15 protein-coding genes are annotated in these 20,369 nt (G+C 59.9%); 7 read left to right on the top strand and 8 right to left on the bottom strand.

Annotated elements, in window-relative coordinates; all coding sequences use genetic code 11:
- The 5 genes from pstC to alr all read right to left on the bottom strand — a co-directional run bounded on the left by pstC (nucleotide 1) and on the right by alr (nucleotide 6,261).
- Nucleotides 1-1,374 carry a phosphate ABC transporter permease subunit PstC gene (pstC, locus tag FHS81_RS08785; protein WP_183752090.1) on the bottom strand — a complete coding sequence of 458 codons (1,374 nt, stop codon included), beginning with the start codon at nucleotides 1,372-1,374 and terminating at the stop codon, nucleotides 1-3.
- A gap of 129 nt (nucleotides 1,375-1,503) precedes the next feature.
- Nucleotides 1,504-2,541 carry a substrate-binding domain-containing protein gene (locus FHS81_RS08780; RefSeq protein WP_183752088.1) on the bottom strand — a complete coding sequence of 346 codons (1,038 nt, stop codon included), beginning with the start codon at nucleotides 2,539-2,541 and terminating at the stop codon, nucleotides 1,504-1,506.
- 779 nt (nucleotides 2,542-3,320) lie between these two features.
- Nucleotides 3,321-3,668: a RidA family protein gene (locus tag FHS81_RS08775; RefSeq protein WP_183752086.1), complete on the bottom strand. Its 348-nt coding sequence runs from the start codon at nucleotides 3,666-3,668 to the stop codon at nucleotides 3,321-3,323.
- Nucleotides 3,669-3,694: 26 nt separating this feature from the next.
- Entirely contained in the window at nucleotides 3,695-4,951 is a 1,257-nt protein-coding gene (locus FHS81_RS08770; RefSeq protein ID WP_183752083.1) for a D-amino acid dehydrogenase, read from the bottom strand.
- Nucleotides 4,952-5,133: 182 nt separating this feature from the next.
- Nucleotides 5,134-6,261 (bottom strand): alanine racemase, encoded by a 1,128-nt coding sequence (gene alr, locus FHS81_RS08765; protein ID WP_183752081.1) that lies wholly within the window; start codon nucleotides 6,259-6,261, stop codon nucleotides 5,134-5,136.
- Nucleotides 6,262-6,382: 121 nt separating this feature from the next.
- On the opposite strand from alr, the gene FHS81_RS08760 reads away from it, so the two are divergent.
- Nucleotides 6,383-6,859 (top strand): Lrp/AsnC family transcriptional regulator, encoded by a 477-nt coding sequence (locus FHS81_RS08760; protein WP_183752079.1) that lies wholly within the window; start codon nucleotides 6,383-6,385, stop codon nucleotides 6,857-6,859.
- A 69-nt stretch (nucleotides 6,860-6,928) separates the two neighbouring features.
- Here FHS81_RS08760 and FHS81_RS08755 read toward each other — a convergent pair whose 3' ends face one another.
- Nucleotides 6,929-7,861 (bottom strand): LysR family transcriptional regulator, encoded by a 933-nt coding sequence (locus tag FHS81_RS08755; protein ID WP_183752077.1) that lies wholly within the window; start codon nucleotides 7,859-7,861, stop codon nucleotides 6,929-6,931.
- Nucleotides 7,862-8,085: 224 nt separating this feature from the next.
- On the opposite strand from FHS81_RS08755, the gene FHS81_RS08750 reads away from it, so the two are divergent.
- A complete protein-coding gene (locus FHS81_RS08750; protein WP_183752075.1) occupies nucleotides 8,086-9,465 on the top strand; it encodes an aspartate aminotransferase family protein in 1,380 nt (459 codons plus the stop codon).
- A gap of 82 nt (nucleotides 9,466-9,547) precedes the next feature.
- Here the strand turns inward: FHS81_RS08750 and FHS81_RS08745 are convergent, their stop codons facing one another.
- Entirely contained in the window at nucleotides 9,548-10,741 is a 1,194-nt protein-coding gene (locus FHS81_RS08745) for a CaiB/BaiF CoA transferase family protein (protein ID WP_183752073.1), read from the bottom strand.
- Between the two features lie 96 nt (nucleotides 10,742-10,837).
- The gene (locus tag FHS81_RS08740; protein WP_183752071.1) at nucleotides 10,838-12,025 is read right to left on the bottom strand and encodes an acyl-CoA dehydrogenase family protein; all 1,188 of its coding nucleotides are present in this window, start codon (nucleotides 12,023-12,025) and stop codon (nucleotides 10,838-10,840) included.
- 142 nt (nucleotides 12,026-12,167) lie between these two features.
- Here FHS81_RS08740 and FHS81_RS08735 point away from each other — a divergent pair, with 142 nt between their 5' ends.
- The 5 genes from FHS81_RS08735 (at nucleotide 12,168) to FHS81_RS08715 (ending at nucleotide 20,168) form a co-directional block, all read left to right on the top strand.
- Nucleotides 12,168-13,100, top strand: a complete 933-nt coding sequence (locus tag FHS81_RS08735; RefSeq protein ID WP_183752069.1) for a LysR family transcriptional regulator — start codon at nucleotides 12,168-12,170, stop codon at nucleotides 13,098-13,100.
- 281 nt (nucleotides 13,101-13,381) lie between these two features.
- A complete protein-coding gene (locus FHS81_RS08730) occupies nucleotides 13,382-14,803 on the top strand; it encodes a circularly permuted type 2 ATP-grasp protein (RefSeq protein ID WP_183752067.1) in 1,422 nt (473 codons plus the stop codon).
- 86 nt (nucleotides 14,804-14,889) lie between these two features.
- Nucleotides 14,890-15,900: an alpha-E domain-containing protein gene (locus tag FHS81_RS08725; protein WP_183752065.1), complete on the top strand. Its 1,011-nt coding sequence runs from the start codon at nucleotides 14,890-14,892 to the stop codon at nucleotides 15,898-15,900.
- 54 nt (nucleotides 15,901-15,954) lie between these two features.
- The gene (locus tag FHS81_RS08720) at nucleotides 15,955-16,692 is read left to right on the top strand and encodes a proteasome-type protease (RefSeq protein WP_183752062.1); all 738 of its coding nucleotides are present in this window, start codon (nucleotides 15,955-15,957) and stop codon (nucleotides 16,690-16,692) included.
- Nucleotides 16,693-16,805: 113 nt separating this feature from the next.
- Nucleotides 16,806-20,168, top strand: coding sequence for a transglutaminase family protein (locus FHS81_RS08715; RefSeq protein WP_183752060.1), 3,363 nt, complete (start codon nucleotides 16,806-16,808; stop codon nucleotides 20,166-20,168).
- Nucleotides 20,169-20,369: the final 201 nt, after the last annotated feature.

Here is a 20,369-nt window from a genome sequence, read left to right as displayed (position 1 = left end):
TTACTCGTATTGCTCCCGGAAGCGGCGCACGATGTAGAGCGCAACCATGTTGAGAACCAGCGTGATCATGAACAGCGTCAGGCCGAGCGCAAAGGCGACGAGCGATTGCGGGCCGGAGAAGTCCGAGTCGCCGGTGAGCTGGTTGACGATGGTGACCGTGATCGTCGAAACAGGTTCAGCCGGGTTGAAACGTAGCACGGGGCTGTTACCCGCCGCCAGAACCACGATCATGGTTTCGCCAATGGCCCGGCTGACGGCCAGCAGAAGCGCGCCCACAATACCCGGCAGCGCGGCCGGCAGCAGCACGCGGCGGATCGTTTCCGAAGGCGTCGCCCCCAGCCCCAGCGAGCCGTCACGCAGCGACCGCGGAACCTGGCGCATGATATCGTCCGACAGCGACGACACGAACGGGATGATCATGATCCCCATCACCAGCCCAGCCGTAAGGGCGCTGGTGGCGTTGATTCCGATGCCAAGAACCGAACCCACGCGGGACAGATAGGGCCCCACCGTCACCAGCGCGAAAAAGCCATAGACGATGGTAGGAATCCCTGCGAGCACCTCGATCACCGGCTTGGCGACCGCGCGCAGGCGTCCGGATGCGTACTGCGACAGATAAATGGCCGTAAACAGCCCTATTGGAACCGCGACGAGCATGGCGATGCCCGCGACCATCACGGTGCCCCACAACAGCGGCAGCAACCCGTATTGGCCGATGGCCGCCGTGCCGGTGGTGCTGAAACCGGGATTCCATACCGTGCCGAAGAAAAAGTCGAACGGATGAACAAAGGTGAAGAACTGGATCGCCTCGTTGAACAGTGACACCACGATGCCCAGCGTGGTCATTACCGCCACCACGGAACAGGCCAGCAGCAAGAGCCGGATCAGCCATTCCACGCTGTTGCGCGCTCGCAGGCGCGGCGAAATGCGGCGGCGGGCAAAAAGCAGCCCCAGAATACCGAGGCCGGCTGCTGAGGCGATCACAACCAGAAACGCGAACTCCCGCATGCGGCGCAACGCAACGCCGGCGGCGGTTTCCCATGGCTCCATCGCCCCTGCAACGCCATAGCCGGAGGCAATTGCCTCGACACGGCGAATGGCGGCATTGAGCTGATGCGGACCAAGCTCCTGCACGTCCGGCGGCAGATACGACATGACGAATGCGCGCATCAGGCCCGGCCCGAGCAATGCCCATGCGCCGAGCACGAGAATAGCGGGCAGCAGACACCAGATCGCAACGAGAATGCCGTGATAGCGCGGGCGCGAATGCAGACGCACACCTGTGGCCGCCAGCGCCCGACCACCGAGATAGCCCTGACTGTAAGACAACCCCAGCAGGATCAAAAGCAGCGCGGCGACGATGAAGGATGTCACGTTTTATGATCTTCTCGAACGCAGTGAACGGGAATGCATCTGCCCGCGCTCAGGCCGGCAGATGCATCGGTTCATATCGTCACGGTGACGGCCAGCGGGTGGAACCTGCCGGCCATTGCCGCGGCAGGATTACTTCACGTCGTCAGCCGTGAGCTTGGTGCCTGCCTTGTAGGCTTCGAGAACGGCTGCGGTCTCATCCTTCGGAGCGGGGATCAGACCGGCGCTCTCAAGACGACCACCCTCACCGGCGACGTCGTCGGAAAGGAAGAACTCGACGTACTCGTTGATGCCGGGGATAACGCCGACGTGCTCGCCCTTCACGTAGAAGAAGAGCGGACGCGACACCGGGTATTCACCCTTGGCAATGGTCTCAAGCGTGGGCTCGACGCCCGACACCGTGGCAACCTTCAGCGAATCGCGGTTCTGGTCGTAGAACGACAGACCGAACACGCCGACGGTGTTGGGGTCGGACTTCAGACGAGCCAGCGTCTCGGTGTAATCGCCGGCGATCTCGACGACGACGTCCTGACGCAGAGCGGACTGAGCTTCCTTCGGCGCATCGGCCGGCGGGTTGCTGGCCTTGAAGCCAGGTGCAATCACGCGCTCTTCGAACACTTCACGCGTGCCGTGGTTCGGAGCCGGGATGGCGAGCACGATCGGCTGATCGGGAAGCGACGCGTCAACGTCCTTCCAGGTCTTGTTGGGGTTGGCGACCCACTTGCCGTCAACATAGAGCTTGTCGGCGATTGCCTTATAAATGTGGACCGGCTCCAGCGCGAAGTCGCCCTTTTCCAGCGGAACGGCGAAGACGATGCCGTCATAACCGATGCGGACTTCACGGATGTCGTTGACGCCGTTCTTGTTGCAGGTCTCGACTTCACCGGCGCGGATGCGGCGCGAGGCATTCGCGATGTCGATGGTGGCGGGGCCGACGCCCTCGCAGAACTGGCGCAGACCACCGCCCGAACCGCCCGAAGCGACGACCGGCGTCTTGAACTGCGGGTTCGCGGCGCTGAATTCCTCAGCGACGATCGATGCGAACGGCAGAACCGTGGACGAGCCGGCGATCTGAATGGTGTCGCGGTTCTGCTGGGCAATGGCTCCGGTGGCGGAGAAGACGCCAGCAATAGCGAGAGCGGCAACGCTTACCTTGAGTGCGTTCTTCATGATCCTAGTCCCATCTTGTTAAATGGTTGGAAAATTGCGGGAGCCCAGATGGCCTATGGCGTCAGGACAGTCCCGAAGTTCTGGCGGATAGCTCACATGACCGGGCGCGACAGAAACCGCTCGTATGTCATTGCAAATGGCCGCGTGCAAACCCTAACAACCGAGAATTACAGTTTAGAGACGCTGCAAACATCTGACGACAAATTGATGGATTTTCGATAACTATCCACAGCTAATCGAACGATCCTGCCATTATAGATTTGAAGTGTGCATTTGGAGTGGATGACGATCGCAGCTCCAGTCGAGCTACGGGATCGATACGTGCGACATTTGCACCGGCAGGTCGAGTCTCCTGCCACATGAATGTGAAGGTTATCCAGCGCTATTCATTGCACCGGAAACATTTTCGATAGAACATAAGGTATAGTTCTTTTCCACGGAGAGCAGATGCTGCCTGGCCGGAATAGAAGTGTCGACTTATACACATCGCAAATTGTGCACGCCCCGTCAGGGAGCGGTTGAACTGCGAACTGCGGCTTTCTATAGCGTCCGGAGTCGCGCTCTACAGCGCCTTGATACGCTTACCTCCCCCGCAATCAACGGCAGCATTCATTGCCGGGCATGGGGGTGCTCAAAGAAGACATCGGCAGACAATTGCCGGAACAGAAGCAGCAGCATCCTGTCTAATAATATATTTAATGAAAAAATCAATGCAGGATGCGTGCAAGCTGTCGCCTTGATCGCTCAATGCTACAACTTGCCGCACCCTGCATCTATTATCAGGGAAGCGCAGCGACGACGATGATCTCGACCTTATATTCAGGCGTCGCCAGGCGAACCTCGCCGGTCGCGCGGGCGGGCGTATCCTTGCCGCCGGTCCACTCTTCCCACACGCCGTTCATGACATCGAAGTCGGCCATATCGGCAAGCCAGACGGTCGCCTGAAGAATGCGCGAGCGGTTGGTTCCGGCCAGGCCAAGCAGGTCGTCGATGGAGGCCAGCACTTCGCGGGTCTGCGTCTCGGTGTCCTTGCCGGGGGTTCCCACCTGCCCTGCGAGATAAACGATGCCGTTATGGATGACGGCCTGGCTCATGCGCGGGCCGGATTTCAGACGTTGGATGCTCATAGCAGATCTCCTTAATGATAAAGGGGTCAGTTGGAGTAGCGCGTGATGTCAAGGCCCTCGGGGTCGACGGGTGGTGTCGTGCCACTGATCCGGGAAGCAATCAAGCTTGCCGAGCCACATGCCATCGTCCAGCCGAGCGTGCCGTGGCCCGTATTGAGGAACAGGTTGGAGATGGATGTCGGCCCGATAACCGGCGTGCTGTCGGGCGTCATGGGACGCAGACCGCTCCAGAAGGTTCCCTGTCGCAGATCGCCGGCACCGGGGAAAAGCGAACCGACGGAATGTTCCAGTGTCGCCCGCCGCCTTGGCGGCAGATCAAGATTGAACCCGGAAATTTCGGCCATGCCGCCAACCCGGATGCGGTCGCCAAGCCGGGTGATGGCCACCTTGAAGCTCTCATCGAGAATGGTCGAAACCGGAGCACGTGCTTCTTCGGTAATCGGCACGGTAATCGAGTAACCTTTCACCGGATAAACTGGCAGCTTGATGCCGAGCGGCGCCAGAATATGGGGCGAATAGCTTCCCAAAGCCACCAGATAGACATCGGCTGAAACGTTACCCTTGTCCGTCTCAATGCGGGTTATTTTGCCACCTTCGGACACAAGCCTCTTGATGGAGTGTTCCGCAAGGAAGGTAACGCCTTTCGCCTTTGCCATATCGGCGAGCGCGTTTGTGAACTTGAAGCAATCGCCGGTTTCATCGTTCGGCAGGCGCAGCCCCCCGACGAAGGGCACGGCGCTATTAGCCAAACCTGGCTCAGCCGCGATGCAGCCCGCGCGGTCCAGAACTTCGAACGGCACGCCGTCTTCCCGCAAGACCTCAATGTCCTTCGCGATACCGTCCATCTGCTTCTGCTCGCGGAAAAGCTGAAGCGTGCCAAGGCTGCGCTCGTCATACGCGATGCCCGTGCGGGTGCGCAGCGCGATCAACTCATCGCGGCTGAACTCGGCAAGACGAACCATGCGGCTTTTGTTGACGTGATAGGCCGCTTCCGTGCAATTGGCGAGCATCGCCAGAAGCCACCGCACCATGGCCATATCGGCCTGTGGGCGCAGGATCAGCGGCGCGTGCTCCATGAACAACCAGCGGAGCGCCTTGGAGGGGATGCCTGGCGCGCCCCATGGCGAAGCATAGCCGGGTGATATTTCACCTGCGTTGGCAAAACTTGTTTCGAGCGCAGGACCGGGCTGGCGATCGATAACGACCACCTCGTGCCCTGCCTCCGCCAGATACCACGCGGATGTGACGCCGATCACACCGCTTCCAAGAATAGCGATTTTCATAAGACTGTGACCTCTGGAGATAGCGATCTTTATGTTGAACGACGGTTTACTTTCTGTATTTCTCTGTTCTTGAATTTTTATTCAAACTATTGAGAAGTTTTATTCTTAAATATTTCGAATTCGGATGTATTCAGCAATTGGATTCATCCAAATTAATTTTCTGACGCGTCCCCGTGCCGATTTCAGCCCTCCGCCACCGGGATGTACTCCCGTGCGTAGCGCTGGCCGAGTTGGGTGAGGATTTCATAGGAGATGGTGCCGGCATCGGACGCTACGTCATCAATAGTCTGATGCGGCCCGAGCAGCTCGACCGACGCGCCTGGATACAACAGCGCCGGAGGCACTTCAGTCACGTCGATTGTGATGCTGTCCATCGAGACGCGGCCGGCAATCGGTGCCCGGTGCCCGCCGATGAAAACCGAACCGCAATTGCTCAGATGACGCGGCCATCCATCGGCGTAGCCCACGGCGATGGTGGCGATACGGCGTGCATAGCCGGCAACGGAACTGAGACCATACCCCACACCGACGCCGGCCGGGACATCACGAACCTGCACGATCCGTGCTTCAAGCGTCACGACCGGGTGCATGGGATTCGGACTTCCCGCCTGCGGTGCCCCTCCATAAAGCGCGATACCTGGACGGACGATATTAAAATGGCCGCGGGGCAGGAAACTGCCGCCGGAATTATCGAGCGAACGCGGCACTCCCGGAAAACGGCTGGCGAGTACCTCGAAAGCCTCGGTTTGCGCTTTATTAGCCTTCGCCGTAGCGTCGTCCGCACAAGCAAGGTGGCTCATGATCACGCGCAGGTCGATGCCATTCAGCCGCTCGGGAGCGGATGCCAGCGTCTCCACCTCCGCAGGCGGCAGGCCGAGGCGAGACATGCCGCTATCGACTTGAAGCGCCGCCGGGAGAGCGCGTCCGCACGCGGCAGCTTCGGCGGACCAGCGATCAACCTGATCCAGCGAGTTGAGGACCGGGGTGACCCCGATTTCCGCTGCAACCGACTCCGCGCCCGGCTGAAGGCCGTTTAAAACGTACAGCGTGGCATTGCTGAGCGCCCCACTCGCGTCAAGTGCGTGACGCAACGACACAGCCTCACTGAGCTGCGCGACGAAGAAATGGCGGCAACCTGCCTGTGCCAATGCCGCCGCAACTTCCGGCGCGCCAAGCCCATATGCGTTGGCTTTAACGACGCCCGCCACCTCGGCACCGGCGGCCTGTTTCCGAATGATGTGATAATTAGCAACGATTGCGCCTAGATCGATGCGCAACACCGCACCGGCAATATGAACGAGACCGATCATCCCGCATTCCCCCATTTTTCTTAAATGGTATGCGGATGATCGTGAATTATGTTATCGATTCGTCGAATTTTATGCGAAAAATAATGCCATTTTGATATAAAAACGAGACAGGCTGAAATAAATGACCACAACCCTGGATGCAGTGGACCGCGCCATCCTGTTGCTGCTGCGACAAAACGCGCGGCGTACAAATGCCGCGATTGCAGCAGAGGTCGGGCTGTCGCCATCTGCCTGCCATCGTCGGATCAAGCTGCTTGAAACAATTGGCGTCATCCGTGGCTATACGGTTTTGACGAGCGGGGTGAGCCAGGGCGAAGATGCTGTCAGCGTTGTGGTGCAGGTGACGCTTGAGCGGCAGACGGAGGACTTTCTGGCCCGCTTTGAGTCTGCAGTTCGTAAGCGTCCGGAAATAAAAGAATGTTTTCTTATGACTGGCGCGGTGGACTACTGGCTGCGTGTCGAGGTTGAAAACACCGCAGCCTATGAAGCGCTTCACGGCGAGGTGCTGTCGCGTCTTCCCGGTGTGACGCGTATCCATTCGAGCCTTGCCATGCGCGACGCGCTTAATCCGCGCCGGTCAAAGGTCAAGCACAGATGATTGTTTGAATTAAAACGCGGCTGGATTTGATTGAATATAGTGATCGTAAGAGGATTTAACTCCGGATATTCAGGTCTTGTTGCTTAACTCTTCAATCAATATGCTGCGAAAGATCGTGCCTCCCAGACCGAGCGGGCGTGCCTTGCGATGCACGAGATGGCAGATGTTATCCGTCCGGCTGCCGTCGACCCGGAGTTCGCGAATATCCCCCTTGTCTACCCAATGTTGCGCAAAGGTGAGTGGCACAATACCGAGGTATCGCGATGACAGAACAAGCAACATACGGGAGAGAATCGTCGGTGCGCGCGCCTTTATTTTAAGACCACGCACGAACTCTGAATACAGCTCCTCCTGCGTAACTTCGGGGGCGACAAAACCATATTGACGGAAGGTTTCCGGGGTAAGCTCGGCATCGTCACAATTGAACAACGGATGATCCTTGCCGCAGAAGATACCCATCCGCTCCATGCAAACCGGCGTAATATCAAGGGCATCGTTGAGCCGGTTCAGGGTCGTGAACCCCAGATCGCCCGTGCCTTCCAAAACAGAGGCATAGATATGATCGGGCGATGTCATGCGCACGTTCAGGCCAAGATCGGGATAGCGGTCACCAATGCGGGCGATGGCACGGGTGAGCGGTTCGGTGAACTCAAACAGGAAGCTGTCGTCGGCGAGCAACGTGACCGTGTCTTCCAGTTTGTGAATCGCGGCACCAACGAAGTCATTGAAGCGCCCGATATCGGCGAGAAGCTGGACGGCTGCGGAGTGCACCATCTGCCCCTGCTCCGTCAGGCTGAACCCCGAACGGCCCCGCTCGCAAAGACGCATCGCAAGACGCCCTTCAAGGCGGCTGAGACTCAAGCTTATGGCAGATTTACCTTTTCCCAGACGTGCTTGCGCCGCCGTGATCCCGCCTGCCTTGACGATCTCGACGAACTCGCGCAAGCCGGCGATATCGGCCTCCGAAAGATTGCCGCGAAAAGGTTTGGGAATCAGTTTCATGCCACACTCCTTAGTCCGGCTAATCGTTTTCATTTTATCAAACTTTGGTCAAGCAAACGAATATCGACGAAGCCGAATGGATGAGATAGCAGATGCCTTGGACGGCGAAGCAGGCTGCGAGCAGCAAACGAAAGCACACAAAAAAATCGCGCGTCTGAACAGGCAACCGGAAAAATGTTGCCTCATGCATGCGGGCTGCATGCATGACCAAAGGAATCTCGACCATGAGTGACTTGAAGAACTTCGATAAAACCCCTGAAGAGCGCGATATCGCGCACCATTTCCATGCCTATACCGATGCACGGCGCCACGAGGAAGTGGGGCCGATGATCATCGAAAGCGGTCAGGGCATCTACGTGAAGGACAACAACGGCAAGCGCTTTATCGAAGGCATGGCCGGGTTGTGGAGCGTGGCCGTTGGTTTCCAGGAACAGCGGTTGATCGATGTCGTGGTCAAGCAGATGCGGCAGCTGCCGTATTATCATAACTTCGGCCACAAAACTCATGGTCCGGCCATCGAACTGGCGGAGCAGCTCATCAAGCTTGCACACGTGCCAATGTCGAAGGTGTTTTATACGAACTCCGGTTCGGAAGCGAACGACACCGTTTTAAAGATGGTGTGGTATCGCTCCAACGCGCTCGGCAAGCCGGAGAAGAAAAAGGTCATTGCCCGCAACCGTGCGTATCACGGGGTTACCATTGCGGCCGCTAGCCTTACCGGCCTGCCGAACAATCATCGGTCGTTCGATCTTCCCCTGAACGGCGTGCTGCACACCCTCGCGCCGCATTACTGGAAAGAGGGCCAGAACGGCGAAACCGAAGAGCAGTTCGCCACCCGCTGTGCGGATGAGCTTGATGCCCTGATCCAGCGCGAGGGGCCGGACACGGTTGCGGCCTTCTGGGCGGAGCCGGTCATGGGCGCCGGTGGCGTCGTGGTGCCGCCAGCCACCTATTTTGAGAAGATTCAGGCCGTTCTGGCAAAATACGACGTGCTTTTCGTTGCCGATGAAGTCATCTGCGGCTTCGGCCGCACCGGCGAGATGTTCGGCTCCATAACCTATGACATCCGCCCCGATGTCATGGTGATGTCGAAGCAGATCACGTCCAGCTACGTGCCGTTCTCGGCCATCATGATGAACGACCGTTTCTACCAGCCCATCGCTGACGAGAGCCACCGGATCAGCACGTTCGGTCATGGCTTCACGGGGGGTGGCCATCCGCTTGGCGCCATCGTCGCGCTGGAGAACCTCGCTATCATCAAGGAACGCGATCTCGTGGCAAACGCCAAGGAAACGGGCACGCACTTCCTTAATCGCCTGCACACCTTGTCGGAAAGCCCGCTGGTGGGCGAGGTTCGCGGCGTCGGCCTCATTGCCGCGCTTGAACTGGTCGATGACAAGGCCGCGAAGTCCGTCAAGGTTGCTGGCAAGCTTGGTCGCCTGATGAACGAAACCATGCAGCGCAATGGCCTGATCTCGCGCGGCATGGGCGATGCAGTGGCTTTCTGCCCGCCGCTCATCATCACCCGCGCGCAGGCGGACGATATGTTCGAGATCGTCGCCCGATCGCTGCGTGAAGTCGAGGCCGAGGTGGGCGTGGCCTGAGGCAGCAGCGCCCTGTTTCACCCGATAAGCTTCCTTCCGCATCTCATTGAAATGCGGAAGGAAACTGGTGACTGGACCGCCGTTACGATGTGCTCTTGACCTGCTCGGCTGCGTCGAGTTCAGCCAGAATCTCCGCTGTGTGCTCCCCCAAACGCGGAGAGCGCTTGTCCAGAGTGAGGCTTGCGCCGCTCAGTGTGATCGGCGTACGAACGCCGGGCACCCCCTGCGGCGCAATCTGCATGCCACGCGCCTTGATCTGAGGATCGGCGAAGACATCCGCCACGGTGTTGATCGGCCCCGCCGGCACCCCTTCAGCTTCCAGCGCGGATAACAGCTTATCGCGTGGCCATTGCGCGATAGCCTCACCCAGAAGCGTTGCCAGCGCATCCCGATTGCTGACCCTGCTGGCGTTGCTGGCAAAGCGCGGATCTGATGCAAGCGCATTGAGGCCAAGCACCTGAAGGAGGCGCTGGAACTGGCCGTCATTGCCCACGGCGAGGATGATGAAGCCATCCACGACAGAAAAGGTCTGATAAGGCGCGATATTCGGGTGCGCATTGCCGAGGCGCTTCGGGGCAATGCCGGAGGCAAGATAATTCATGGCCTGATTTGCCAGAACGCCGGTGATACAATCGAACAGCGCCATGTCCACATGTTGGCCAAGGCCGGTGCGCTCGCGCTGCCATAGCGCGGCCTGAATGGCGACGACACCATAAACCCCGGTGAAAATGTCGACGAAGGCGACGCCGATTTTCTCCGGCGGCCCATCCATCTCGCCGGTCAGATCCATGATGCCGCCCATGCCCTGAATCATGAAGTCATAGCCCGCGCGTTTCGCGTAAGGGCCATTCTGGCCAAAGCCCGTCACCGAGCAATAAATCAGCCGTGGATTGATCTCGCGAAGGCTGTCGTAATCCAGGCCATATTTCGCCAGACCGCCGACCTTGAAGTTCTCAATCAGAACGTCTGCATCGCGCACGAGACGGCGCACGAGAGACTGCCCTTCCTCGCTGGCGAAATCGGCGGTGATCGAGCGTTTCCCCCGGTTGCAGGCATGGAAATAGGCAGCCGATTGTTCGTCGTCGACGGTGATGAACGGCGGTCCCCATCGGCGTGTATCGTCGCCTTGCGGGCTTTCCACCTTGATGACATCCGCGCCAAGATCAGCGAGTGTCTGGCCGATCCATGGCCCGGCGAGGATGCGCGCCAACTCAATGACCTTCAGCCCCGCAAGAGGCGCATCGTCGCTGCCGGCAGCGCGGTTGATGTCTGGCATCACTGAACACCTTGAAAAAATGCCCGCATCGACATTGCCCGATGGACAGCCGGCGCGGGCGCAGTGGAGGGAAGCGAACGAATGGCGTGGATGGGCTTAGAAGAAAGCCTGCAACCCCGTTTGCGCACGACCGAGGATGAGCGCGTGCACATCGTGCGTGCCCTCATAGGTGTTCACGGTTTCAAGGTTCTGCGCGTGGCGCATGACGTGATACTCGATCTGGATGCCGTTGCCGCCGTGCATGTCACGGGCCTGCCGCGCGATATCCAGCGCTTTGCCGCAATTGTTGCGCTTGACGATGGAAATGATCTCGGGCGCGAATGACCCCTCGTCCATCAACCGGCCAACGCGCAGGCTGGCCTGAAGCCCTAGCGCGATTTCCGTCTGCATATCGGCAAGCTTCTTCTGGTAAAGCTGCGTGCCGGCCAGCGGCTTGCCAAATTGCTTGCGGTCCAGCCCATATGTGCGCGCGCGGAACCAGCAGTCCTCGGCCGCACCGAGCGCACCCCACGAGATGCCGTAACGCGCGCGGTTGAGGCAACCGAACGGCCCCTTGAGACCGGCGACATTCGGCAGCAGCGCATCCTCACCCACTTCGACATCCGCCAGCACGATTTCGCCGGTGATGGACGCGCGCAGGCTGAGCTTGCCGTCGATCTTGGGCGCGGACAGGCCCTTTGTGCCTTTCTCCAGCACGAAACCGCGAATCTGGCCATCGTGTGCTGCCGATTTCGCCCATACGACGAAGACGTCAGCGATTGGCGAGTTGGAGATCCACGTCTTGGAACCATTGAGGCGATAGCCGCCGTCGATTTTTTCCGCCCGCGTCTTCATCCCGCCGGGGTCCGAACCGGCATCCGGCTCGGTGAGGCCGAAGCAGCCGATCCATTCGCCCGAGGCCAGTTTGGGCAGATATTTGTGCCGCTGCTCTTCAGAGCCGTAGGCATAGATGGGATACATGACCAGCGACGACTGCACGCTCATCATCGAGCGATAGCCGCTGTCGATGCGCTCCACCTCGCGGGCAATAAGGCCGTAAGCGACATAGCTCGCACCCGCGCCGCCGTATTCCTCCGGCACTGTCGGGCCGAGCAGACCCGCCTGCCCCATCTCCTGGAAGATGGCCGGGTCGGTTGTTTCATGCAGGTATGCGTCCTGAATGCGCGGCGCCAACTTGTCGGCGGCGAAGGCGGCTGCGGCATCGCGGATGATGCGCTCGTCTTCCGTCAATTGGGCATCAAGCAGAAAAGGGTCGTTCCACTGAAAAGAGCTATATTCCGCCACGGCATGTTCCTCCCCATCCGGCGTGTCGGTAGCGCGCCAGGTGTCAAGCGTGCTCCGCCCTTGATTGGCGCAATATGCACGGATTCAGCATGTGCCTCAAACGACGTTTACTCACCGATCTCATGAGATATATTCATATGTCATGAGTACGATGCAACGTCGCCTGCTGCCCGCCATGGGGGCACTGGCGGCTTTTGAAGCCGTGGCGAGACTGGGCAGCTTTTCCGAAGCGGCGCGAGAACTGTCGCTGACACAAAGCGCTGTTTCAAAGCAGATGGCGACCCTTGAGGGGCAGTTCGGCATTGTGCTGTTCGAGCGCAGGGGCCGGGGCGTTGTGCTGACGAAAGAAGGCGCCGCCTATGCCACCACCATCAGGGAGGCGCTGGCGATGATCCGCGCTGCCTCGCTGCGGGCCATGTCTGGCAAGGCAAGCCAAACGCTGAACCTCGCCATATTGCCGACTTTCGGCACGCGCTGGCTGATGCCGCGCATTCCATCCTTCATCACGCAGCACCCGGAGGTGACGCTTAACTTCGCGACGCGCATCGGGCATTTCGATGTTGCTCACGACGATTTCGACACCGCCATCCAGATCGGCTCACCGGAATGGCCGGGGATGGAGACGACCTTCCTGATGCACGAGACCGTGGCGCCGATGGCAAGCCCGGCATTTCTTCGCGATAACCCGATTGCCGCACCGGGCGATCTGGCGCGGTTGCCGCTGCTGCATCTGGAATCGCGCCCCGAGGCATGGGAACATTGGTTCGGCAGCGTCGGCGTGGAGGCACCGGCCATGCATGGCATGCGTTTCGAGCAGTTTTCCATCGTGACGCAGGCGTGTATCGCCGGGGTGGGCATAGCGCTGCTGCCGCAATTCCTGATTACATCGGAAATCGAAAGCGGCCAGTTGGTCGTGGCTTTCGATCATCCCGTCAGAAGCCCGCGATCTTATTACCTTCTGTCGCCGCATGACAGGGCGGACCTGCCACCCGTCGTCGCATTCCGGCACTGGCTTGTGGCCGAGGTTGCCGCGTGGTCTCAGGAAATGCAAAGCATCGAGAAAGCTGAAGCCTGATTTCAGGGAGATGTTATTTCATCAAGCGACAAATAATCGGCAGAGGGTGTTTATCAAATCGTTTTCTGTTTCCGTGAAACCATAAATTAGTCAGACGCGTTACTGATGACGACGATAGCGTCGTTCAGGTCCAGCGTCAGCGCCAGACCGGGCGCTTGACGGCGGATCCACCATGATGACGGTCGTTTCCATCTTGATAAGACCCGGGATGCGTCATCTGGCCCGGCTCTTGCTTGTCCCTGTTGTCGTGCACAGAAGCACAATCACGACGGAGGGATGCGATGGTAGCTTTCGACGAGATGTATGGTGCTCCCGGAGCGGGAAGCACAAGAGCGCCTTACGAGTCCCTGCAGCACTGGCTCGAAACCACGCCCCGTGAACATTTTGCCGTTCGCCGTAGCCAGGCCGAGCTGTTCTTCAGGCGTATCGGCATAACCTTTTCCGTCTATGGCGAGGCGGAGGCCAATGAACGGATCATTCCTTTCGACATCATTCCCCGCATTCTGCGACGGACGGAATGGTCTACGCTCGAACAGGGGTTGCGCCAGCGCGTCACCGCCCTGAACATGTTTCTGGCGGACGTCTATGGCGCGGGCGAATGCATCCGCGCCGGTATCGTGCCGGCCGAACTCATCTACAAAAACGCCGGTTATTCAAGCAAAATGGCCGGGCGCAGTGTCCCGCATGATCTCTACGTCCATATCGCGGGCATCGACATCGTCCGCGTGGATGAGGACAGCTTCTATGTGCTGGAAGACAACGTCCGCACACCGTCCGGCGTGTCCTACATGCTTGAAAACCGGGAAGCGATGATGCGGCTGTTTCCGGAGCTGTTCTCGTCGCACAGGATCGCGCCGGTGGAAGATTATCCCGAGGCGCTGCTGGCAACGTTGCAATCTGTCGCGCCCAATGGAGCGCCGGCGAGTCCGACCATCGCGCTGCTGACGCCGGGGCAGTACAATTCGGCTTTTTATGAGCACTCTTTTCTGGCTGACAAACTCGGCGTGGAACTGGTGGAAGGCCGCGATCTCATCGTGCTCGACGATGTGGTGTATATGAGCACGACGCAGGGTTTGCGCCGGGTCGACGTGATTTACAGGCGCATCGACGACGAGTACCTCGACCCCCTCGCCTTCAAGGAAGATTCGGTTCTGGGCGTGCCGGGGCTGATGGATGCTTATCTCGCCGGCAATGTCACACTGACGAACGCTGTCGGCACCGGCATTGCGGACGATAAGGCTATTTATAGTTATATGCCGGAGATCATACGCTTTTTTACGGGCGAGGATCCATTGCTGGGGAACGTTCCGACATGGCGGTGCCGGGAGCCGGAAGCCCTGGCCTACGTGCTGGAGCATCTGCACGAACTGGTCGTGAAGGAGGTGAACGGGTCGGGCGGCTACGGCATGCTTGTTGGGCCGGCGGCCACGAAAGCGGAGGTCGACCAGTTCCGCAGGAAGCTGAAACATGCGCCGGGACAATTCATCGCCCAGCCGACACTGGCACTGTCGACATGTCCCACATTCGTATCGTCCGGCATCGCCCCGCGCCATGTCGACCTGCGCCCCTTCGTGCTGTCCGGCGCGGATGGAATCCAGGTGGTGCCCGGCGGACTGACGCGCGTTGCGCTCAAAGAAGCGTCCCTTGTCGTCAATTCAAGCCAAGGCGGCGGAACAAAAGATACCTGGATCATCGATGACTAATAAAGCGGCATAAAGTTGAGCAAATGAGCACTGATACAAAATCATAGCTCCGTACCGGACAGGTTTTTTCGTCAAAGGGGGCGCCGATGCTATCAAGAACAGCAGAAAACATTTACTGGAGTTCCCGATATCTGGAACGCGCCGATTTCCAGGCCAGAATTCTCGATGCATGTATAAGACTTTCATCCCTGCCCGCGAACTATACGGGCAAGGGAAGCGCGTGGGATGGAGCAATCGCTTCAACGGGCGGCGCGCAGTTTTTTCGTACGCTCTATGACCGCGTCGACGAATGGACCGTGCGCGATTTCGTTGCCTTCAACCCGGCCAACCCGTCGTCCATCAGCAATTGTCTCATGACCGCGCGCAACAACGCCCGTGCTGTGCGTACGGCGCTGACCAGCGAGATGTGGGAGGTCATCAACGACGCCTGGCTCGAACTGGGCAACGGCACCGGGCGAGACATGGACAGGGATGCGTTCGCGCGGTTCATCGCGTGGGTCAAGAACGTCGCACAGAGCTTCGAGGGTGCGGCGCATCGCACGATGCTGCGCAACGATGCGTTTTATTTTACACGCATCGGCGGCTCGATCGAGCGGGCCGATAACACTGCCCGCATCCTCGATGTCAAGTATCACCTGTTGCTTCCGCCAAGCGAAACCGTTGGCGGCAGCCTTGATTACTTCCAGTGGAGCACCATCCTGCGCGAGGTCTCGGCACTGACGGCTTATCACTGGGTTTATCGCGAAAGCATCAAACCGTGGCTCGTGGCGGATCTGCTCATCCTCAACCGCCAGATGCCACGGTCGCTGACCGGCTGCTACGGCGTGCTGACGCAATATCTGGATCTGCTGGCAGATACCTATGACCAGTCCGGCGAGGCGCAGACGATCGCGCGGGAGACATTCGCGGAGTTGCGCGGGCACTGCGTTGAACGCCTTTTCCAGGAAGGGCTGCACGAGTTCATCACCGCGTTCATCGGGCGCAACAACAAGCTCGGCGACAGAATTGCGCAACAATATCTGATCGCCACGATTCCTGCACGTCCGGCTCCCAGCGGGCCGAACGACCCCTATCCGCACGCAGCGCAGAATGCCTGACGGCGGCAGCAGCCCCATACCCGCTGAGAATGCATCACGACGGAGCAAACCAGAATGACTTATTGTGTAGGCATATGCGTGAAAGATGGACTGGTGATCATCGCCGACACACGCACCAACGCGGGGGTCGACAATATCTCGACCTACCGCAAACTGTTTCTGTTCTCGGTTCCGGGAGAAAAGATCTTCACAATTGCCACGGCAGGCAACCTGTCCATATCGCAATCGGTCATCAACCTGCTGGAGGAGGGGCTCGTCGATCAACAAACCGGAGAGCGGGAGCGTCTGCTTGATGTCACCTCGACCTTCCATGCGGCGCAGCTTATCGGCCGCGCGGCGCGGCAACTCGTTGAGGAACAGGGAGATGCACTGGCGCGGGCGAATGTGTCGGCAGATGTTACGTTTCTTCTCGGCGGGCAGGTCGCGGGCGAGGATCTGCGCCTTTTCATGGTCTATTCCGCGGGCAACTTCATCGAATGCGGGCCGGAAACACCGTTCCTTCAGGTTGGAGAACACAAGTATGGCAAGCCGATACTGGACCGCTCCATCACCTACGACACCAGTCTGCATGAAGCGCTGAAGCTGGGCCTGATATCGATGGACTCGACATTGCGATCCAACATCAGCGTGGGCATGCCGCTGGATCTCGTGACGGTGCGGCGCGGCGCACTGAAAGTGGAAACCAGCTTTCGCGTGGAGGTTGACGACCATTATTTCCACGATCTCAGTGAACGCTGGTCGGCTGCGCTGCGAGCCGCCCATAAGGCCATTCCGGATCCGCCCTACTTCTAAAGCCGAATCCCGGCAAGCAGCCGGCCGGGATTCTGGCATGCACCTTGCTTTTTCAGTGGAATGGCCGGACGGGATATGTCCCCGCCCGGTCGACCTTGAACTGGAGGCCCGGTATGAGCATCAAGGCTGCCATACGCCATGTAACCCATTACAGATACGACCGCCCGGTCACGTTAGGGCCGCAGATCATTCGGCTGCGCCCTGCTCCGCACAGCCGGACACGCATTATCTCGCATTCGTTGAAGGTCGCGCCGCAGCCTCATTTCGTCAATCATCAGCAGGATGCCTATGGCAACTGGCTGGCCCGGTATGTGTTTCCCGAGCCGGTGCGCGAGTTGCTGATCGAGGTCGATCTTGTCGCGGATATGACGGTCTACAACCCGTTCGATTTCTTCGTCGAAGAGGCGGCGGAATTCTGGCCATTCGCCTATGCATCCGAGATAGAGCAGGATCTGTCGATCTATCTGGCACGCGATTCCGAAGGGCCACGGTTTCAAGCCTTCCTCGCCTCCATCGCGCGCGGGCGCATGCGCACCACTGATTTTCTGGTGTCGCTGAACCAGCGCATCGCTGCGGATGTTGGTTACGTGATCCGTATGGAGCCTGGCGTGCAAACGCCGGAGGAAACACTGGAACGCGGCACCGGCTCATGCCGCGATTCAAGCTGGCTGCTGGTGCAGGTTCTGCGGCATCTGGGCATCGCCGCCCGCTTCGTGTCGGGATACCTGATCCAGCTCAAGCCCGACCTCATCGCCATCGACGGGCCGGCTGGCACCGATCATGACTTCACGGACCTGCACGCCTGGGCGGAGGCCTACATTCCCGGCGCTGGCTGGATCGGGCTGGACCCGACATCCGGCCTGCTGGCGGGCGAAAGCCATATTCCGCTTGCCGCCACGCCCCATTATCGCAATGCCGCGCCTGTTTGCGGCGGCGCCAGTTATGCCGAGGTCGATTTTACCTTCGACATGCATATCATGCGCATGGCGGAGCATCCGCGCATTACCAAGCCCTTCCCGGAGGAAAGCTGGCAGGCGCTCGATGCCGAGGGCAAACGGGTCGATGCGATCCTTGCAGCCGGGGACGTTCGCTTGACCATGGGCGGTGAGCCGACGTTCGTCTCAATCGATGATTTCGAGAGCGATGAATGGAACAGCGCCGCCAACGGCCCGACCAAACGGGCCTTGGCCGACAAGCTGATCCGCCGCCTTCGCGACCGTTTCGCGCCCGGCGGCCTGCTGCACTACGGGCAGGGAAAATGGTATCCGGGCGAAAGCCTGCCGCGCTGGACCTTCTCGCTCTACTGGCGGCGCGACGGCAGACCCCTCTGGCGCGATGCCGGGTTGATCGCCCCCGAGACGACCGACGAGGCGTCGCAAACGTCTACCCCGCTCGCGCCGGACGATGCGCAGCGATATCTGACAACCTTCGCGCAGCAGCTTGGTTTGGACGCGGATTTCGTGGCCCCGGCCTATGAAGATCCTGCCGAGTGGGTGTTGCGCGAGGCTCAACTGCCTGAAAACGTGACCCCGGCCAACTCGCGTCTGGAAGATCCAGAGGAACGCCACCGCATCGCCACCGTTTTCAGCAATGGCCTGACATCCCCCAAAGGATTCGTGCTGCCCGTGCAACACTGGCAAGGCAAAGCGACGTCCGGCTGGGTATCTGAAAAATGGCAGACACGGCGCGGGCATCTTTTTCTGATGCCGGGCGACAGCCCCGTGGGATATCGCCTGCCGCTCGGTGCCTTGCCGTTCGTGCCCGAGGCGAATTACCCTCACATCATTCCCGCCGACCCCACGGAGCCGCGCGGCCCCTTGCCCGGCGGTGATGTGCCCGACGCGGGGGGTGACGTTGAGACGGCACGCCGAGCAAGAGAGCAACCCGTGGCGCACATCGCGGCGGCGGAAGGCGGCCAGACGCTCGTGGAGCAGGAGATATCGCAGATCGAAGGTGTTGTGCGCACCGCCATATCCGTGGAGCCGCGCGGAAACCGGCTGTGCGTCTTCCTTCCGCCGGTGGCTGCCGTGGAGGATTACCTTGAACTCATCGCGGCCGCGGAAGTCGCGGCGGAACGCACCGGGCTGCCAATCCACGTCGAAGGTTATGCGCCGCCCCATGATCCCCGGCTGAACGTCATCCGCGTCGCGCCGGACCCCGGCGTTATCGAGGTCAACGTCCATCCGGCGGCGTCATGGGATGAGTGCGTAACCATCACACAGGGCATCTACGAGGAAGCGCGGCAGACGCGGCTTGGCGCGGACAAGTTCATGATCGACGGGCGGCATAACGGCACCGGCGGCGGCAATCATGTCGTTGTCGGCGGAGCGACGCCACTCGACAGCCCGTTTCTGCGTCGGCCGGACGTGCTGGCAAGCCTTATTCTCTATTGGCAGCGCCACCCTGCCTTGTCCTATCTGTTCTCTGGCCTGTTCATAGGCCCCACATCGCAAGCGCCGCGCATTGATGAAGGGCGGCACGACAGCCTGTACGAACTGGAAATCGCGCTGGCCAGCATTCCCGCGCCCGATGCAGGCCCGCCGCCGAAGCCGTGGCTCGTGGACAGGCTGCTGCGCAACCTGCTGGTCGACGTGACCGGCAACACCCACAGAAGCGAAATCTGCATCGACAAGCTGTATTCGCCGGACGGCCCGACAGGCCGGTTGGGCCTTGTCGAATTCCGCGGCTTCGAGATGCCGCCTGACCCGCGCATGAGCCTTGCCCAGCAATTGCTGATCCGCACGATCATCGCGCGCCTGTGGCATCATCCGCTGAAAGGCTCCTGCACGCGCTGGGGAACAGCGCTGCATGACCGCTTCATGCTGCCGCATTATCTCTGGGCGGACTTCCGCGACGTGCTGGCAGACCTTAGCCAACATGGGTTCAATCTTCGGGAAGAATGGTATAAAGCGCAGGCCGAATTCCGGTTTCCCTTCTGCGGCGAGATTGCCTGCGAAGGCATGCGGCTTGAACTGCGTCAGGCGCTTGAACCGTGGCATGTGCTGGGAGAAACCGGAGCCATCGGCGGCACGGTGCGTTATGCCGACAGTTCGACGGAAAGGCTGCAAGTCACGCTGGAGGCGGCGGATACGCAGCGCTACATCGTCACCTGTAACGGACGGCGCGTGCCGCTGTCTCGAACCGGGACAAATGGCGTCGCGGTTGCGGGCGTACGTTTCAAGGCGTGGAAGCCTGCCCGCTCACTGCACCCCGAGCACCCGGTCGATGCACCGTTGACGTTCGACATCTTCGATACATGGTCTGGCAGGGCGCTGGCGGGTTGCGTCTATCATGTGTCGCATCCGGGGGGGCGTAATTACGAGACATTCCCGGTCAACGGCAATGAAGCCGAGGCGCGGCGGCTGGCGCGTTTTCAGACACATGGCCACACGCCGGGCCTGTTCTGGCCACCGCCTGAGACGACGCATCCGGAATTCCCGATGACGCTCGACCTGCGCCGCTCCGCAACCCCATGACGATAACGCAACGGCGGGCCGAATACGTGCAGCCCCAAAGTTGCAAACGGTCAGTCCGCCTTGTCCTGCCCCGTGTCCAACCCTGTTTTTTCGGAAGCCGCATCCGGGCCCCTGAACATTAAAGGGGCACAGATATACGGTAGGGGGATCAGACCGAGAACGGGAGAGGTCGGAAGCCTGTTTCATCGAGTGCCGGCTTGT

The sequence above is a fragment of the Pseudochelatococcus contaminans genome, from assembly GCF_014195635.1.
GTDB classification, from domain to species: domain Bacteria; phylum Pseudomonadota; class Alphaproteobacteria; order Rhizobiales; family Beijerinckiaceae; genus Pseudochelatococcus; species Pseudochelatococcus contaminans.
This window is presented reverse-complemented; position numbering and strand designations above follow the sequence as displayed.

Bases quoted from the DNA above. Each gene is read 5' to 3' on its own strand.
- FHS81_RS08755 (WP_183752077.1), bottom strand. From the start codon at position 7,861: ATGAAACTGATTCCCAAACCTTTTCGCGGCAATCTTTCGGAGGCCGAT.
- FHS81_RS08760 (WP_183752079.1), top strand. From the start codon at position 6,383: ATGACCACAACCCTGGATGCAGTGGACCGCGCCATCCTGTTGCTGCTG.
- FHS81_RS08745 (WP_183752073.1), bottom strand. From the start codon at position 10,741: ATGCCAGACATCAACCGCGCTGCCGGCAGCGACGATGCGCCTCTTGCG.
- FHS81_RS08770 (WP_183752083.1), bottom strand. From the start codon at position 4,951: ATGAAAATCGCTATTCTTGGAAGCGGTGTGATCGGCGTCACATCCGCG.
- FHS81_RS08720 (WP_183752062.1), top strand. From the start codon at position 15,955: ATGACTTATTGTGTAGGCATATGCGTGAAAGATGGACTGGTGATCATC.
- FHS81_RS08750 (WP_183752075.1), top strand. From the start codon at position 8,086: ATGAGTGACTTGAAGAACTTCGATAAAACCCCTGAAGAGCGCGATATC.
- FHS81_RS08775 (WP_183752086.1), bottom strand. From the start codon at position 3,668: ATGAGCATCCAACGTCTGAAATCCGGCCCGCGCATGAGCCAGGCCGTC.
- FHS81_RS08780 (WP_183752088.1), bottom strand. From the start codon at position 2,541: ATGAAGAACGCACTCAAGGTAAGCGTTGCCGCTCTCGCTATTGCTGGC.
- alr (WP_183752081.1), bottom strand. From the start codon at position 6,261: ATGATCGGTCTCGTTCATATTGCCGGTGCGGTGTTGCGCATCGATCTA.
- FHS81_RS08735 (WP_183752069.1), top strand. From the start codon at position 12,168: ATGAGTACGATGCAACGTCGCCTGCTGCCCGCCATGGGGGCACTGGCG.
- FHS81_RS08715 (WP_183752060.1), top strand. From the start codon at position 16,806: ATGAGCATCAAGGCTGCCATACGCCATGTAACCCATTACAGATACGAC.
- FHS81_RS08730 (WP_183752067.1), top strand. From the start codon at position 13,382: ATGGTAGCTTTCGACGAGATGTATGGTGCTCCCGGAGCGGGAAGCACA.
- FHS81_RS08725 (WP_183752065.1), top strand. From the start codon at position 14,890: ATGCTATCAAGAACAGCAGAAAACATTTACTGGAGTTCCCGATATCTG.